19 protein-coding genes and 1 riboswitch are annotated in these 15,565 nt (G+C 34.9%); of the genes, 18 read left to right on the forward strand and 1 reads right to left on the reverse strand.

What is annotated here, in order from left to right:
* Window positions 1–29: 29 nt before the first annotated feature.
* On the forward strand, window positions 30–1,100 hold the full coding sequence (locus H9L18_RS05355; RefSeq protein WP_185847485.1) for a glycerate kinase: 1,071 nt from the start codon (window positions 30–32) through the stop codon (window positions 1,098–1,100).
* A 29-nt stretch (window positions 1,101–1,129) separates the two neighbouring features.
* A riboswitch (cobalamin riboswitch) is annotated at window positions 1,130–1,306 on the forward strand.
* A 92-nt stretch (window positions 1,307–1,398) separates the two neighbouring features.
* Here the strand turns inward: H9L18_RS05355 and H9L18_RS05360 are convergent.
* A complete protein-coding gene (locus tag H9L18_RS05360) occupies window positions 1,399–2,382 on the reverse strand; it encodes a PocR ligand-binding domain-containing protein (protein WP_126794105.1) in 984 nt (327 codons plus the stop codon).
* A 280-nt stretch (window positions 2,383–2,662) separates the two neighbouring features.
* On the opposite strand from H9L18_RS05360, the gene H9L18_RS05365 reads away from it, so the two are divergent.
* From H9L18_RS05365 to H9L18_RS05445, 17 genes are all read left to right on the forward strand, one after another.
* On the forward strand, window positions 2,663–2,959 hold the full coding sequence (locus tag H9L18_RS05365; RefSeq protein ID WP_126794102.1) for a BMC domain-containing protein: 297 nt from the start codon (window positions 2,663–2,665) through the stop codon (window positions 2,957–2,959).
* A gap of 2 nt (window positions 2,960–2,961) precedes the next feature.
* Complete coding sequence (gene pduB, locus H9L18_RS05370) at window positions 2,962–3,768, forward strand: propanediol utilization microcompartment protein PduB (RefSeq protein WP_185847490.1); 807 nt, start codon at window positions 2,962–2,964, stop codon at window positions 3,766–3,768.
* A gap of 20 nt (window positions 3,769–3,788) precedes the next feature.
* A complete protein-coding gene (locus tag H9L18_RS05375; protein ID WP_126794096.1) occupies window positions 3,789–5,453 on the forward strand; it encodes a propanediol/glycerol family dehydratase large subunit in 1,665 nt (554 codons plus the stop codon).
* Between the two features lie 24 nt (window positions 5,454–5,477).
* Window positions 5,478–6,176 carry a propanediol/glycerol family dehydratase medium subunit gene (locus tag H9L18_RS05380; protein WP_126794093.1) on the forward strand — a complete coding sequence of 233 codons (699 nt, stop codon included), beginning with the start codon at window positions 5,478–5,480 and terminating at the stop codon, window positions 6,174–6,176.
* Between the two features lie 15 nt (window positions 6,177–6,191).
* Complete coding sequence (locus H9L18_RS05385; RefSeq protein WP_126794090.1) at window positions 6,192–6,704, forward strand: diol dehydratase small subunit; 513 nt, start codon at window positions 6,192–6,194, stop codon at window positions 6,702–6,704.
* A gap of 13 nt (window positions 6,705–6,717) precedes the next feature.
* Window positions 6,718–8,562: a diol dehydratase reactivase subunit alpha gene (locus H9L18_RS05390; RefSeq protein ID WP_126794085.1), complete on the forward strand. Its 1,845-nt coding sequence runs from the start codon at window positions 6,718–6,720 to the stop codon at window positions 8,560–8,562.
* The gene (locus H9L18_RS05395) at window positions 8,555–8,881 is read left to right on the forward strand and encodes a glycerol dehydratase reactivase beta/small subunit family protein (protein WP_246433313.1); all 327 of its coding nucleotides are present in this window, start codon (window positions 8,555–8,557) and stop codon (window positions 8,879–8,881) included. The genes H9L18_RS05390 and H9L18_RS05395 overlap by 8 nt, the downstream gene beginning before the upstream one ends.
* A gap of 12 nt (window positions 8,882–8,893) precedes the next feature.
* Complete coding sequence (locus tag H9L18_RS05400; protein ID WP_126794080.1) at window positions 8,894–9,424, forward strand: BMC domain-containing protein; 531 nt, start codon at window positions 8,894–8,896, stop codon at window positions 9,422–9,424.
* Window positions 9,425–9,443: 19 nt separating this feature from the next.
* Complete coding sequence (locus tag H9L18_RS05405; protein WP_281391407.1) at window positions 9,444–9,722, forward strand: BMC domain-containing protein; 279 nt, start codon at window positions 9,444–9,446, stop codon at window positions 9,720–9,722.
* Window positions 9,723–9,746: 24 nt separating this feature from the next.
* A complete protein-coding gene (gene pduL, locus H9L18_RS05410; protein WP_126794074.1) occupies window positions 9,747–10,370 on the forward strand; it encodes a phosphate propanoyltransferase in 624 nt (207 codons plus the stop codon).
* A 98-nt stretch (window positions 10,371–10,468) separates the two neighbouring features.
* A complete protein-coding gene (pduM, locus tag H9L18_RS05415) occupies window positions 10,469–10,984 on the forward strand; it encodes a PduM family microcompartment protein (protein ID WP_126794071.1) in 516 nt (171 codons plus the stop codon).
* Complete coding sequence (locus H9L18_RS05420; protein ID WP_126794068.1) at window positions 10,963–11,235, forward strand: EutN/CcmL family microcompartment protein; 273 nt, start codon at window positions 10,963–10,965, stop codon at window positions 11,233–11,235. Before pduM ends, H9L18_RS05420 begins: the two co-directional genes overlap by 22 nt.
* A 20-nt stretch (window positions 11,236–11,255) precedes the next feature.
* Window positions 11,256–11,846, forward strand: a complete 591-nt coding sequence (locus H9L18_RS05425; protein ID WP_126794064.1) for a cob(I)yrinic acid a,c-diamide adenosyltransferase — start codon at window positions 11,256–11,258, stop codon at window positions 11,844–11,846.
* Window positions 11,839–12,303 (forward strand): GlcG/HbpS family heme-binding protein, encoded by a 465-nt coding sequence (locus H9L18_RS05430; protein WP_126794061.1) that lies wholly within the window; start codon window positions 11,839–11,841, stop codon window positions 12,301–12,303. Before H9L18_RS05425 ends, H9L18_RS05430 begins: the two co-directional genes overlap by 8 nt.
* Before the next feature lie 2 nt (window positions 12,304–12,305).
* Window positions 12,306–13,721: an aldehyde dehydrogenase family protein gene (locus H9L18_RS05435; RefSeq protein WP_126794057.1), complete on the forward strand. Its 1,416-nt coding sequence runs from the start codon at window positions 12,306–12,308 to the stop codon at window positions 13,719–13,721.
* A gap of 1 nt (window position 13,722) precedes the next feature.
* A complete protein-coding gene (locus H9L18_RS05440; RefSeq protein ID WP_126794054.1) occupies window positions 13,723–14,841 on the forward strand; it encodes a 1-propanol dehydrogenase PduQ in 1,119 nt (372 codons plus the stop codon).
* Between the two features lie 14 nt (window positions 14,842–14,855).
* Complete coding sequence (locus H9L18_RS05445) at window positions 14,856–15,563, forward strand: MIP/aquaporin family protein (protein WP_126794051.1); 708 nt, start codon at window positions 14,856–14,858, stop codon at window positions 15,561–15,563.
* Window positions 15,564–15,565: the final 2 nt, after the last annotated feature.

The raw sequence follows: 15,565 nt of genomic DNA on the forward strand, positions 1-15,565 counted from the left end.
TTTGCTATGATAAAAATGGGGAGATGAATATGTCAGATATATTTGCAATAAGTCCATTATTTAATGATGTTGACTTAGACCAAGCGTTTATTAGTAAAATGAATCAATGGTTAACAAAAGAGAAAATTACAGCAAAGCTAATTTCTTTTCCTTATGTTGATCATAACGATCCACTGAGAACAGTATTAGATTATTATCAAGAACCAATCAGTACCCTACAAACAGAAGGTTATTTTGGCTTCACATCAGAAGCACATTATGGCTACGCTGATTCTAAAAAAACTCTTTTTCTAGATGTTGGCTCAATTTTAGGAGAAGATATTGTTCCTCAATTGGCCAAAGCACCTTTAATGGCAAGCACGCATGAAATTGGAAGGGTTTTAAAAAAGAAAGTTAGACCAGAAACAAAGAAAATTATTTTTACAAATATCTCAAATATAGCACCAGATTTGGGGTTGGGTTTTTTAGAGGAATTAGGAATTGAATTTTTTGGACAAAATGGAAAGAAAATAAAAATTACTAGTGGAAAAATTGGCCAAATTTATTCGTTTTCTTATGAAAAAATGGCAAAAAAATGGTTGAATTATGAGTACTTAATTTTAGGTGGAGAAGATGATGTTGGGCCCTTAGTAGGAGAAGATAGCATATCTTATCGAAACCAAAAATTAACAGGTGCTAGTCCAGAAATTGTAAAACTTTTAGATCGAGAAACGTTAAAAGCTGTTAATACTTTTGAAAAAATACTGGATAAGAGAATTATGTATAAGCCAGAAGCAAGCGTGGGGAATGGTTTTGCTTTTGGATGTTTATCTTTTTTCAGACACGTTACTGTTCAAAATCAAGTACAAGCATTTATCGATTGGACTGATTTTGGAAAAGATATCGAAAAATCAGATTATTTTATCATTCCTAATTATTATTTATCATTTAGAGAGTTGTTGGATGATTTAGGAAAAAAAGCCTTTGTTTTACAAGAGGGAGAAGGTAATATCGTTTACCTAAATGAAGTTGAGATTCCAGTTCCTAAAATTACTGGCGGAAATGTGGATTTGTTGATGAGGCAAATTCAGTCCATTTTAAAAATTTTTTATTTTAGATAAAGAACAAAATAGTTCTATTGTAATGAAAGAACTAAAAAGATATAATTAAATATAAATTAAATAGGTACAAGAAGGAAATCAGTGAGAATCTGATGCTATCCCCGTAACTGTATTGTGGACGATATAAACAACCACGACATTTTTGTTGGAAGGGTTTATTGAGGACGAAGCAAAGCCAGGATACTTCTTAGTTTGATTTTTTCGGGAGGAAGAAAATCGATATGCTAATATTTTTTGTGATGAAAAAAAGAGCATTTCGTTTTTCGAGATGCTCTTTTTCTTTATTTAAAATAAGAAATTATTTACGTTTTGTTTCTTCTTGAATCATTTGTCGATATTCTCTAGGCGACATTTGAGTAACTTTCTTAAATAATTTACTAAAATAACTTGGTTGAGAGAATCCAAGGCTATGAGCGATACTATCAATTGACCATGTAGAGTCTTGAAGTAATATTTTAGAACGATTTATTTTTTTCTCGTTAACATAGTCAACAAAATTTTGTCCAACTTCTTTTTTGAATAGTTTACTAAAGTAGTAGCCAGATAGGTAAACATGATCAGAAACTTCGTCAAGAGTAATAACTTCGTTTAAGTGACGATTGATGTAGTCCAGTGCGTCAATAATTTCTTGTCTATCAGACGTGATTTTCTGAGTGTCGTTTGAAATAGTTTCCACGTGTTTAAGCGGAATTTTTTCTTCCGTTTTAACGGGATGACGTTGTTTTAAAAACTGACTAGGAATGTTTGTTGGTTCCTGAACAGCTAAGTGGCTACTCATAATATCTGATAAGTAATAATTAATAATAATAGTGAGTAGTTGGCTACCTGCTCGGATTTTTTCTGGTGTAGTAGATGGCATATTGTTGTAGGCTTCAACAAAAATAGGATCATCTTGCCAAAATGTTTTTTCGGTAATAATAGGTTGGAAATCAGATTTATCTTCAATTTTTGTTTGGCCACAAAGAATGTAGCCAATTACTTGATTATCAATGGTAACAGGATATGAAAAGTCAACTAAACCAGCGTGGCAAATATATGGAGTAGTCACATTGTTTTTTAAAGAGCTTCTCCCCCCAAACATGTCACAATTTTGACATAGCTGTCTAGTATCCTCATTATTTCTCATTAATTGGCAAAAGGGTGAAAAACCATAACCAGCTGTTAATTCGTTGCCCTGTGTGTCAACTAAAATAGTGGCTAACCCTGTTGCTTCAGTGAATTCACTAAGGATCGTATCAAGAATTTTTTGATGTGATTCGATATATTGTGAATGGTCATCCATTAAATAATCTCCTCCTTTTTAGAATGAAAATATGAATAATTTGTCCTTTTATTAGCAAAATATTGCTAATACTTATTTATTATACCTCAAAAATTAATATTGTGAAGGAGCGAACCATTAGGATTTTTTATTATTTAAGACAAAATTGCAACACAAGATGTTGTTAATTAAAATTAACGTGATAATTATCACAAAAAAGCTATGGCTAAAATGTCATAGCTTTTTTTTTTATACTCAACGTGTAAGAAAAACAAAACGAAATTAATTAGGAGGATCTATCATGCAACAAGAAGCACTGGGCTTAATTGAAACAAAAGGATTAATTGCATCTATCAATGCAGCAGACGCAATGGTGAAGGCTGCTAATGTTAAACTTGTTGGCCAAGAAAAAATCGGTCAAGGATTAATTACTACTATGATACGTGGAGATGTTGGAGCAGTAAAAGCAGCGGTCGACGCAGGTGTTGTCGCAGCAGAATCAATTGGAGAAGTTATTTCTAATTATGTTATTCCACGTCCACATACAGATGTTGAGTCAGTTTTACCGATGATTAAGATGGAAAGTATCAGTGAATAATGATGGCGACTAATGAGGAAGAAATTTTAAATAGAGTAATGGAAAAATTAATGTCCTCTTCAGATTTAGCAGAAGAAGGTATTAATCCCAAGGAGGAAAAAACAGTGGATAAAAAACAAAGCTCACTAACAGAATTTGTTGGAACAGCAAATGTTGGAGATACAATCGGTCTTGTTATTGCAAACGTTGATGCTGACTTAGCCAAAGTAATGAAATTAAAGAAAAACTATCGTTCCCTTGGAATTGTAGGAGCAAGATCTGGTGCTGGTCCACAAATTACTGCAGCAGACGAAGCTGTTAAAGCAACTAATACAGAAATCGTTAGTGTTGAATTACCAAGAGATACTAAAGGTGGCGGTGGTCACGGTGTGTTAATTATTTTTGGTGGTGAAGACGTATCAGACGTTAGACGTGCTGTTGAAGTGACACTTAAAGATACTGAACGCACTTTTGGTGATGTTTACAATAATGAAGCAGGACATATTGAGTTACAATATTCAGCTCGTGCAAGTTACGCTCTTCAAGAAGCATTTGGAGCAGAACTTGGTAAAGCATACGGACTTATCGCAGCTGCACCAGCAGCAATCGGTGTTGTAATGGCTGATACAGCAGTTAAAGCAGCTAATGTAGAAGTTATTTCTTATGCTTCACCAAACAATGGACAAAAATATTCAAACGAAGTAACGATTCATATTAAAGGTGATTCAGGTGCTGTGAGACAAGCAGTTATTGCGGCAAGAGAAGTTGGGAAAGATTTACTACATACTTTAGGTAGCGAACCAGTAAATGATTTTCCATCATACATTTAGTTGTTGGGAGGAAATAATAAATGAGACGTTCGAAAAGATTTGAAGTACTTGAACAGCGTGCGGTCCATAAAGATGGATTTGTAAAAGAATGGATCGATGAAGGCTTTATCGCTATGGAAAGCCCAAATGACCCTAAACCAAGTATAAAAATTGAAAATGATGTTATTACTGAGCTTGACGGTAAAAAAAGAGCCGATTTTGATTTAATTGATTACTATATTGCTGATTATGGAATTGATAAAGATAATGCTGAAAAAGTGTTAGCAATGGATTCTGTTAAGTTAGCGACTATGATGGTTGACCCTAATGTGGCAAGAGATGAGATTATCAGCTTAACTACATCAATGACACCAGCCAAAATTGTAGATGTGGTAAGTCAAATGAACATGGTAGAACTAATGATGGCTATGCAAAAAATGCATGCTAGAAGAAGACCTGCTACTCAATCTCACGTTACAAACTTGCGTGATAATCCAGTTCAAATTGCAGCAGATGCTGCTGAAGGTGCATTTAGAGGATTTGCGGAACAAGAAACAACAGTTGCAGTCGGAAGATACGCACCATTTAATGCGATTGCTATTTTAGTTGGTTCTCAAGTAGGTCGTCCCGGCGTATTAACTCAATGTTCAGTGGAAGAATCAGCTGAACTTGACTTAGGAATGCGTGGATTTACTTCATATGCTGAAACTATTTCAGTTTATGGAACAGAACCAGTTTTTACTGATGGTGATGATACACCTTGGTCTAAAGGATTCTTAGCATCTTGTTATGCTTCTCGTGGTTTAAAAATGCGTTTTACATCTGGTTCAGGTTCTGAGGTAATGATGGGTTATGCAGAAGGTAACTCAATGCTTTATTTAGAAGCAAGATGTATTTTTATTACTAAAGCTAGTGGTGTTCAAGGTTTACAAAATGGAGCGGTTAGTTGTATTGGTATTCCTGGATCAGTTCCATCTGGTATCAGAGAAGTATTAGCCGAAAACTTAATTTGTTGTATGTTGGATCTTGAAGTAGCTTCAGGTAATGACCAAGCATTCTCACATTCAGATATGCGACGTACTGAAAAATTAATGGGTCAATTTTTACCAGGAACTGACATCATTTCATGTGGTTATTCAGCTGTACCAAACTACGATAACATGTTTGCAGGCTCAAATACAGATATTGAAGATGTGGATGATTATTTAGTTTTCCAACGTGACTTAAAAGTAGACGGTGGACTTCGACCAGTAACAGAAGAAGAAACAATTAAAGTTAGAAATAAAGCAGCTAAAGCTATTCAAGTTATTTTTGAAGAACTAGGTTTACCAAAAATAACTGACGAAGAAGTAGAAGCAGCAACTTACGCTCATGGTTCAAAAGATATGCCAGATCGTAACTTAGTTGAAGATATGAAAGCAGCTCAAGAGGTGTTGACTAGAGGGTTAACAGGAGTCGACTTAGTTAAAGCATTAGCTAATGGTGGATTTAGAGATGTTGCAGATGATCTTTTAAGCTTATTAAAACAACGTGTCTCAGGTGACTTTTTACAAACATCAGCTATTTTTGATGATCAATTTAATGTTATTTCAGCCGTTAATGATTGCAATGATTATCAAGGACCAGGAACTGGTTATCGATTAGAAGGCGAAGAGTGGGAAAAAGTAAAAGATATTCCAATGGCGATTGACCCACGTTCTGTCTAGTGATGAATGGAGAGGATGAAAAAGATGTCAGAAACAGCAATTAATGAAAAATTGTTAAGAGCGATTATTCGTGATGTGTTAAAAGAAATGCCACTAGACGATAAACCAGTGACATTCCAAGAAACAAAAACAGTTCAAACGACAGATGAAAAAGTGGTAGCTCCTTTAAAACAATTAGACTGGTTTAAATCAATGGGAGTTGCTAAAGCTGGAGCTTCACAAGATGAAGTTATTGTAGCTGTAGCACCTGGCTTTGCAGAAGCTATGTCAGAAAACCTATTAGGTATTAGCCATAAAGAAATTCTTCGCCAAGTTGTTGCAGGGATTGAAGAAGAAGGTTTACAAGCTAGAGTTATTAAAGTATTCCGTACGGCTGATGTATCATTTATCGGTGCTGAAGCAGATAAGTTATCAGGTTCAGGTGTTGCTATTGGTATTCAGTCAAAAGGAACAACTATTATCCATCAAAAAGATTTAGAACCTTTATCAAATCTTGAATTGTTCCCTCAAGCACCAACTATTTCGTTAGATACTTATAGAGCGATTGGTAAAAATGCAGCTAAATATGCAAAAGGTGAATCACCTGATCCAGTTCCAACAGTTAGTGATCAAATGTCACGTGTGGCCTATCAAGCAAAATCAGCCATGATGCATATTAAAGAAACTAAATATGTTGTTATAGGTAAACCAGCTGAAGAAATTAAAGTTGATTTTTCGAAATAAAAGGGAGGGTAAAAAATGACAGAGATGGATAACTTGATTAAAAAAATCAAAGAACAAATGGAGCTTTCAGAAGAAGGACAAGGTAGCGTTGCTACTCAACCAAGTTTTGAAAAGACAATGGATCGAAATGACTACCCATTATATGAAAAACATCCTGATTTAGTTCGTGCACCAAGTGGAAAAAAATTAGCAGATATCACTTTAGATAGTGTATTAGCCAATGAAGTAAACACTCAAGATTTACGTGTGACTAAAGAAACACTTAAATATCAAGGTGAAATTGCAGCTGATGCTGGACGTGGAGCTATTCAACAAAACTTTGCTAGAGCAGCGGAATTAACAGTTATTCCAGATGACCGTTTACTAGAAATGTATGGTGCTTTAAGACCGTATCGTTCATCTAAACAAGAATTACTTGATATGGCTCAGGAATTAGAAGATAAATATCAAGCAACTATTACAGCGAACTTTTTCAAGGAAGCAGCTAATTATTACGAAGTACGTAAAAAATTAAAAGGTGATAATTAATTAGGAGGCAACTATGAAAAAAGTCATTGGTGTTGATATTGGAAATTCATCTACAGAGGTGACGTTAGCAACAGTCATGCCCAATGGTAGTGTTGAATTTATTGCCTCTGCTTTATCTGAAACAACGGGAATTAAAGGAACACGTCACAACTTAATTGGTATTAAAAATGCGATTAATTTAATGCTTGCTAAGACGCAGATGACAACAAAAGAGATTGATTTAATTCGAATTAACGAAGCAACTCCTGTTATTGGAGATGTGGCAATGGAGACTATTACTGAAACCATTATTACTGAATCAACGATGATTGGCCATGATCCTAAAACACCAGGTGGTGAGGGGTTAGGCATTGGTTACACGGTTCTTCTGCCAGAGCTTTTTGAAAAAACGGATAAAACAGTTCCTTATATTGTTGTTATACCAAAAGAAATCGATTTTGATGATGCTTCTAAATTAATTAATTTATATGTTGAGTATGGTTTTAATATTACTGCTGCTATTTTACAACGAGACGATGGTGTCTTAATTAACAACCGGTTGACTCATGTTATCCCAATCGTGGATGAAGTAGCTTTTATTAATAAAGTACCTCTTAACATGTTAGCCGCTGTTGAAGTAGCAGGTAAAGGGCAAGTTATTTCAGAGTTAGCAAATCCTTATGGTATAGCCACAGTTTTTGACTTAAGTCCTGAAGAAACTAAAAACATTGTTCCTGTTTCAAGGGCTTTGATTGGTAATCGTTCAGCTGTTGTCATTAAAACACCAGCAGGAGATGTAAAAGCAAGAACTATACCGGCAGGTCATTTAATTATCAAAGGTGATAATCGGACTGAAAAAGTTGGAATCTCTGATGGTGCTGAAAAAATAATGAAGGCTGTTTCTGGTTTTCAAACAATTGAAAATGTCACTGGTGAACCTGGAACAAATATCGGAGGCATGTTAGAAAGAGTTCGTCAAACTATGGCGGATTTAACAAATAAAGCCTTAAAAGATATTTTTATTCAAGATTTATTAGCCATTGATACATTTGTTCCATTAGATGTTAAAGGTGGTTTAGCTGGTGAGTTTTCTTTAGAACAAGCAGTAGGGATTGCTTCAATGGTGAAGTCAGATCATTTACAAATGTCTCTTATTGCAGAAGAAGTTGAAAGAGAAATCGGTATACCAGTTGAAATTGGTGGTTCAGAAGCAGGCGCAGCTATTTTAGGAGCCTTAACGACAGCAGGAACTAACAAACCATTAGCCATTTTAGATCTTGGAGCAGGTTCGACAGATGCTTCAATTATTGATAAAAATGGTAAAACAACAGCTATTCATTTAGCTGGAGCAGGTGACATGGTAACAATGATTATCGACTCTGAACTTGGTTTAGACGATAGATATTTAGCTGAGTCAATCAAAAAATACCCATTAGCAAAAGTGGAAAGCTTATTCTACATCAGACATGAAGATGGAACAGTGGAGTTCTTTGATAAAGCTTTACCAGCGAATATTTTTGCTAAAGTTGTGGTGATTACTCCTGAAGGTTTTGTCCCAATTCCTGGAGATTTAAGTATTGAAAAAGTTAAAATTGTTCGTCAAACAGCTAAAGAAAGAGTCTTTGTAACGAATGCTTTACGAGCATTAGCTCATGTGAGTCCTACTGGAAATATTAGAGATATACCATTTGTTGTTATAGTTGGTGGTTCAGCACTTGATTTTGAAGTACCTCAATTAGTAACTGATGCTTTATCTCATTATTCTCTTGTTGCAGGAAGAGGAAATATTCGTAAAACAGAAGGACCTAGAAACGCCGTAGCAACTGGACTTATATTAGCATATTCAGATGAATTAAAGGGAGAGGATCATGGTGAGTAGACCAACTATTTATATCACGAAAATGACACCTCAAACTGAATTAAGTCATTTGTTATACGGAATGGAAGAAGAAGAAATTCCTGGTGAATTAAAGGAGAATCAACAATTAGATTTAATTGCTGCAGCTTATGAACAAGCACTTAAATCTCCTTTAGAAGTAGGAATTGCAGTGAATGAAAAACAAGCGGTGCTTCATTTTAAAAGTTTACCTGAAAAAGAACCTCTTTTTGTAGTAGACAATAACGAAGAGTCAATGATGACGCTTGGTAAAAATGCCGCACGTTTAGTAAAAGGAATTCCTTTTAAACTAGATGTTTAGGATGTGAAAAAAGTGAATCAAGCATTAGGAATGGTAGAAGTCATCGGGTTTGGATGTGCTGTGAATGTTTCAGATGTCATGGTGAAAACAGCCGATGTCAGAATAGCTGGCATTGAAAGAGCAAAAGGCTCGGGTTGGCTAACGATTAAAGTGTTAGGTGATGTTGGTGCCGTCAATGCTGCAATAGAATCTGGAGAGCAAATAGCTAAAAAAGATCAGAAATTTATTGCATCAAAGATTATCCCACGTCTAGGTGAAGGTCTTGACATATGGTTAAAAGCTGGACTGGATGCTAGTACTGAAAAGTTAGTTGTTGATGAACTCGAAGAAGAAACTTCAACGGTTGAAGAAAATAAAGAACTAGAATCTGTCTTTGAAGAAGAGCAAAAAATCGAAACAGCTCAAATAGATGATGGTGAAGTTACTATCGATTCAGAGAATTATACATGTAATTTATGTAAAGACCCATCATGTAATAGAAAAAAAGGTGAACCTCGAAAAGAATGTTCACACTATGAAGAATTAAAAGAAGAAAAAAAATAATTATATATCGGAGGAAATTATCATGAATAACGCATTAGGAATGATCGAAACAAAAGGTTTAGTAGGAGCAATTGAAGCAGCTGACGCAATGGTTAAAGCAGCTAACGTAACTCTAGTAGGAACAGAAAAAATTGGTTCAGGTTTAGTAACAGTTATGGTTCGTGGTGATGTAGGTGCTGTAAAAGCTGCTGTAGATGCTGGAACAAGTGCTGCTGAATCTGTAGGTGAAGTATTTGCTTCATACGTAATCCCTCGTCCTCATACAGATGTTGAAGGAATTTTACCAGAAAAAAACTAGTTTAAGAAAGTCAGGATGAAAGAAATGAACGAAGCTGAATTAAGAGAGCTAATCTTAAAAATTATTGCAGAGGAAACGGAACCAACGATTCCAATTGGTGTATCTAATCACCATATTCATTTAACTCAATCTGATTTTGATATCTTATTTCCAGGTCAAGAAATGACAGTAAGAGTTCCATTAAAACAACCTGGTGAATTTGCTTCAAATCAAACAGTTACAATTGTTGGTCCTCGTGGAGAAGTAAATAATGTTAGAATTTTAGGCCCATGTCGTGCTCACTCACAAGTTGAGTTAGCTAAAACGGAAGCAAGACAAATTGGCGTCAATGTTCCAATTCGTATGTCAGGTGATTTACAAGGAACACCAACTGTGACAGTTAAAACAAAAGATGGTCAAGTAGAAATTCAAGGAGCAATCGCTGCTAAGCGTCACATTCATATGAGCGACAAAGATGCGGAAATGTTTGGCGTTCAAAAAGGTGACATTGTTAAAGTATCGATTGAAACAGAAGAAAGAAAAACTATTTTTGATGATGTTGTTGTTCGACCTGATCCAAAATTTGTATTAGAAATGCATATTGATACCGACGAAGCTAATGCCGCTAACGTTGGAAAAGGAACAGTTGCAAAATTAATTAAAGATTAAAGAACCAAAAGTTGATCTAAAATAAAACATCCCTAGATGCCATTGTCCCATTTATTTTAGATCAATTAAAAGTTCTTTTTAAGACAAGGAGGCAGGCAATGAATGAGGATAAACTCATTTCAATGATTAAAGAAAAATTAGTTGAAAGAGAGAAAAAACAAGTAGCAATTGCTTATCAACATAATTGTCAAATCGCCTTACCACCAAGTGTCACAGTTTTTTATGAATATCGAAATATTAACTTGCATCAAGTTTCTATTCGTCTGATAAAAGACCTTTATCAAATGAAAGAAACGCCTTGGGTTGAATGGTTATTAACAGGAATTTCTTATCAAATTTCGTTTTCTATAGAACTAAATGAATTTATCTTGCCCTTTGTTCCGTGGAAAATGTTAACAGAATGGCCAGTTGTATTTAAGATGTCGAATCAAAGAGTCCACGCTTTTCAAACCAACATGTTAACCCGTCAATTAATCATTGGATTGCCGAATAATTCATTTCTGGTGATTTTAAAACAGCAAAAGTTAACACAAGAAGCAATTGAATTGATTAAAAAGAATAATATCACTGTGATAGAAAGGGTCAATGAAACATGTATATGGGAAGAGTCGTAGGATCAATTGAAGCTAGTCAAAAAGATGATTCTTTGATTGGAAGAAAGTTAATGATTGTTCAACAAATTAATAGCGACAAAGAAATGATTCGATATGAAGAGGTAGCATCAGATACAGTTGGTGCAGGTATTGGAGAGTATGTTCTTTTAGTTAAAGGCGCGGGTGCAAGAAAGACTAATAAAGAGTCATCACAGACACGAGATGTTGTTGATTGTGCCATTGTTGGCATTATCGATCGATTTAATAAGTAAGGATAGGATGTGTCAAACAAATGGCGATTTACACTAAAACAGGAGATAAAGGAACGACTAGTCTTTTTGATGGTCAACGTGTTAAAAAATATTCCAACCGAGTCGAAACTTACGGAACCTTTGATGAATGTAATACCGTGATTAGTGTTGCCGAAAAGTTTTGTCAAAAACAAGAAAATAAGGATTTTTTAGTCCATTTACAATATAAAATGTTTCTACTTGCTGGAGAAATTGCCACGCTTGATTCTGATAAGTTTTATGCTAAAAGTGAGCAAATTTCAACGAAGGATATCGAGGTATTAGAAGCAAAAATTGATGATTACACTTCCAAATTACCTAAAATTACGACTTTTATTTTACCAGGAACAAGCACAGCTGGAGCTCATCTTCACATGGCAAGAGCGGTTTGTCGAAGAGGTGAAAGAATGTTGGTCTTGTTATCAGAAGAAGAACAAGAAAACATTCGGCCAGAGCTATTAAAATTTGTTAACCGTCTTTCAGATTGTCTTTATATTATTGCAAGAGATGAAGATTATTTTGATAGACAAGAACAAAGAGTTCAGGAAATAATACGTCGTTATTATCAGGAAGAGAGTGAAAAAAGTGAATAATATAGATCAACTTGTGGAAAAAGCTTTAATCAATATTCAAGCAGAAGCTTTATTTAGTAAAGATAATCTGCAACAAGCAATTAATAAAGGCGAAGAAAAAGCCCGTGAAATTCAAGTACCTGTCACTATTTGTATTAGTGATATTTCTGGTAATCCAAGAATGCTTTACCGCATGGAAGATGCCAAATTAGTTAGTTTAACACTAGCACCAAAAAAGGCAGCCTCTGCACTGTTAATGCAAGCTGAAACAAAAGATTTAAATAAAGACACACAACCAAATGGTGAGCTGTATCAAATTGAAACAATGATGGAAGGAAAACTAGTAACGTTTGCTGGTGGAATTCCTATTTTCTATCATGAAAAAATAATTGGAGCCATTGGAGTAAGTGGCGGAGCCGTATCAGAAGATCAATTGATTTGTAAAACAACAGTTAATGCATTTTTAAAAGGAGAATAGACATGTCAAGTTTAGAAGAACAAATTAGAAAAATATTAGCAGAAGAATTAGGAAGTACAACAAGTTCAACAAATAATACAGTATCTACAGGTAACAATAAAGGTGTTTATGGAAATGTTGATGAAGCTGTTCAAGCAGCAAAAGCAGCTCAAGAAATTTTCGTTGATTGTTCAATTGAAACAAGAAATAAAGTAATTGACAGTCTAAAAGAAGGTTTTACTCATTTACTAGATTACATTGCAACTGAAATTGTGAATGAAACAGGCATGGGAACTAAAGAAGCAAAAATTAAAAAATTAGAAAATGCTTTATACAATACACCAGGAACAGAAGATTTAACATCTGAAATTCAAACAGGTGATGGCGGATTAATCATGTATGAATACGCACCATTTGGTGTCATTGGTGCTGTTACTCCAAGTACTAACCCAGTTGAAACAGTTATTGCTAACGCTATTATGATGCTTGCTGGTGGAAACACTGTTTACTTTAGTGTTCACCCTGGTGCAAAAGCTATTTCTCGTTGGGCAGTTGAAAAATGTAATGAATTTATTGAAGCAGCTACAGGTTTAAAAAACCTTGTTGTAACAATTGAAAAACCATCCATTGAAGCAGCGCAAGAAATGATGGGACATAAAGATATCGCAGCACTTGTTGTAACTGGTGGCCCTGGTGTGGTTCATCAAGCAATGATTAGTGGTAAAAAAGCAATTGGTGCCGGTGCAGGTAACCCTCCAGCAATGGTTGATGCAACAGCTAACCTTTCTCTTGCAGCAAGAAACATTGTTGATTCAGCTGCATTTGATAACAATATTCTTTGTACCGCTGAAAAAGAAGTTGTAGCAGAAAGTGCTATTAAAGATGAATTAATCCGTTTAATGCAACAAGAAGGTGCCTTTTTAGTAACAAATCCAAAAGACATTGAAACACTAACTTCTATGACAATTACTGAAAAAGGAACACCTAGTCGTGATTACATTGGTAAAGATGCTACCTTTATTTTAGATAGTGCTGGTATTAACTACTCTGGTCAACCTAAATTAATTATTTTAGAAGCAGATAAAAATCATCCATTAGTTGTGAAAGAAATGTTAATGCCGATTGTACCTGTTGTTTGTGCACGTGACTTTGATGACATGTTAAAAACAGCAGTGGAAGTTGAAGATAACAATCATCATACAGCTTCTATTCATTCAGGTAATTTAGTAAATATTAATAAAGCAGCTCATAGAATGAATACATCAATTTTTGTTGTTAATGGACCAACTTACTCAGGTACTGGTGTTGGCTTTACTGGAGCTTCTGCTTTAACTATTTCAACTCCAACTGGAGAAGGAACAACAACTGCTAAAACATTTACACGTCGTCGTCGTTTGAATTCACCAGAAGGATTTTCAATGAGAGTGTGGAGGGACTAAAATGAATCGATTTATCATACCAACAAAAATCTATTCCGGTGCGGATAGTTTAAGCGTGTTACAAACAATAAAGAACCAAAAAGTAATGATGGTATGTGATTCATTTTTACCTGGAACAGATAGTTTAAAACAAATTGAGAATCAATTACCATCTTGTAATGAAGTAACCATTTTTTTTGATGTTTTACCTGACCCACCGCTTGATAATATCATGGCGGGGGTTGAGGTTTTTAAAAGATTTAAACCAACAGTGATGATTGGTATTGGTGGTGGATCAGCAATCGATACTGCAAAGGCAATTCGTTATTTTGGTGAAAAAATTAATCAAGAAAATATTGCTTGTTTTATTGCTATTCCAACAACAAGTGGAACTGGCTCTGAAGTAACTAATACAGCAGTTGTTTCTGATACTAAAAATGGTGTGAAGTTTCCAATTATCAAAGACCATTTAACACCAGATATTGCTCTTTTAGATCCTAGTTTGGTTGTTAGTGCACCAAAAAGTGTGACAGCATTCTCAGGTTTAGATGTATTAACTCATGCTTTAGAAGCCTTAGTAGCAAAAGACTCAGACCTATTTACAGATGCTTTAGCAGAAAAAGCAATTGATGTTATTTCTAATGAATTAATCAAAGCTTATGAAAATGGTTCTGACTTAGAGGCAAGACAAATTGTTCACGAAGCGTCTTGTGAAGCAGGAATTGCTTTTAATATGGCAGGACTGGGCATTTGTCATTCACTTGCTCATCAATTAGGAGCCAAATTCCATGTACCTCATGGTTTAGCTAATGCTATGCTACTTCCTCATGTTATTGCGTTTAACGCTCAAGATAAAGAGTCAGCTAAAAAATATGCAGAAGCTATTAAAAAAGCTAATGTAGGTTCACCAAGTTTGAGTGATAGTATGCAAGTGAAACGAATGGAAAAACATATTTTCAAAATGATGAAAGCGATGAATTGCCCTAAAACTTTAAAAGAGTTTGGTATTTCAGAATCAGATGTCATGGAAAGTATGGATTGGATTGTTAGCCATGCTAAAGAAGATGGAACCTTCCCAGGAAATCCAATAGTTCCAAATGATCAAGAATTAAAAGAAATTGTGTTAAAAATTATTAAATAATAAGGAGTTTATCCATGCAAGAATATGTTGCTGAATTTATAGGTACAATGGTTTTAATCGTGTTAGGAGTCGGTTTAGGTGCAAGTGTGAACCTAAAAAAAGCGTACGCTAAGGGCTCAAATTGGTTATATATTTGTTTTGGTTGGGGATTAGCAGTAGCTTTTGGTGTTTATGTCGCAGGATTTATTGGCTCACAAGCACATTTAAACCCAGCAATTACATTAGCTTTTGCAGCTTTTGATTTATTCCCAAAAGATAAAGTAATCGGTTATATTGTTGCACAATTTTTAGGTGCATTTGTTGCAGCTGCTATTGTAGCACTTCATTTTTACCCTCATTTTAAAGAAACAACTACAGAAGAAGAAGGGAATCACGTGGGAATTTTTGGTTCTGGCGCAGCAATTTCTAATAAGTTATTTAACTGTTTAAGTGAAACAATTGCGACTTTCTTTTTTGTTTTTATTCTTTTAAATTTAGGTGATTTTACAGAAGGATTGAAACCTTTAATCGTCGGCTTGACAATTACGTCAGTCGGACTTGCCTTAGGTTCAACAACAGGTTATGCCTTAAATCCATGTCGTGATTTTAGTCCTAGACTAGCCTATAAAATTTTACCAATCCCAAACAAGGGTGACGCTCATATGGAGTACGCTTGGGTGCCAATTGTTGGTCCAATCTTAGGAGCTCTATTAGCGAGTCTACTCTATACCATTATTTTATAAAA

The sequence above is a fragment of the Vagococcus carniphilus genome, assembly GCF_014397115.1.
Lineage (GTDB): Bacteria > Bacillota > Bacilli > Lactobacillales > Vagococcaceae > Vagococcus > Vagococcus carniphilus.

Excerpts from the sequence above, each read along its gene's own strand:
- H9L18_RS05355 (WP_185847485.1), top strand. The coding sequence starts at position 30 with ATGTCAGATATATTTGCAATAAGTCCATTATTTAATGATGTTGACTTA.
- H9L18_RS05360 (WP_126794105.1), bottom strand. The coding sequence starts at position 2,382 with ATGGATGACCATTCACAATATATCGAATCACATCAAAAAATTCTTGAT.
- H9L18_RS05365 (WP_126794102.1), top strand. The coding sequence starts at position 2,663 with ATGCAACAAGAAGCACTGGGCTTAATTGAAACAAAAGGATTAATTGCA.
- pduB (WP_185847490.1), top strand. The coding sequence starts at position 2,962 with ATGGCGACTAATGAGGAAGAAATTTTAAATAGAGTAATGGAAAAATTA.
- H9L18_RS05375 (WP_126794096.1), top strand. The coding sequence starts at position 3,789 with ATGAGACGTTCGAAAAGATTTGAAGTACTTGAACAGCGTGCGGTCCAT.
- H9L18_RS05380 (WP_126794093.1), top strand. The coding sequence starts at position 5,478 with ATGTCAGAAACAGCAATTAATGAAAAATTGTTAAGAGCGATTATTCGT.
- H9L18_RS05385 (WP_126794090.1), top strand. The coding sequence starts at position 6,192 with ATGACAGAGATGGATAACTTGATTAAAAAAATCAAAGAACAAATGGAG.
- H9L18_RS05390 (WP_126794085.1), top strand. The coding sequence starts at position 6,718 with ATGAAAAAAGTCATTGGTGTTGATATTGGAAATTCATCTACAGAGGTG.
- pduL (WP_126794074.1), top strand. The coding sequence starts at position 9,747 with ATGAACGAAGCTGAATTAAGAGAGCTAATCTTAAAAATTATTGCAGAG.
- pduM (WP_126794071.1), top strand. The coding sequence starts at position 10,469 with ATGAATGAGGATAAACTCATTTCAATGATTAAAGAAAAATTAGTTGAA.
- H9L18_RS05420 (WP_126794068.1), top strand. The coding sequence starts at position 10,963 with ATGTATATGGGAAGAGTCGTAGGATCAATTGAAGCTAGTCAAAAAGAT.
- H9L18_RS05425 (WP_126794064.1), top strand. The coding sequence starts at position 11,256 with ATGGCGATTTACACTAAAACAGGAGATAAAGGAACGACTAGTCTTTTT.
- H9L18_RS05435 (WP_126794057.1), top strand. The coding sequence starts at position 12,306 with ATGTCAAGTTTAGAAGAACAAATTAGAAAAATATTAGCAGAAGAATTA.
- H9L18_RS05440 (WP_126794054.1), top strand. The coding sequence starts at position 13,723 with ATGAATCGATTTATCATACCAACAAAAATCTATTCCGGTGCGGATAGT.
- H9L18_RS05445 (WP_126794051.1), top strand. The coding sequence starts at position 14,856 with ATGCAAGAATATGTTGCTGAATTTATAGGTACAATGGTTTTAATCGTG.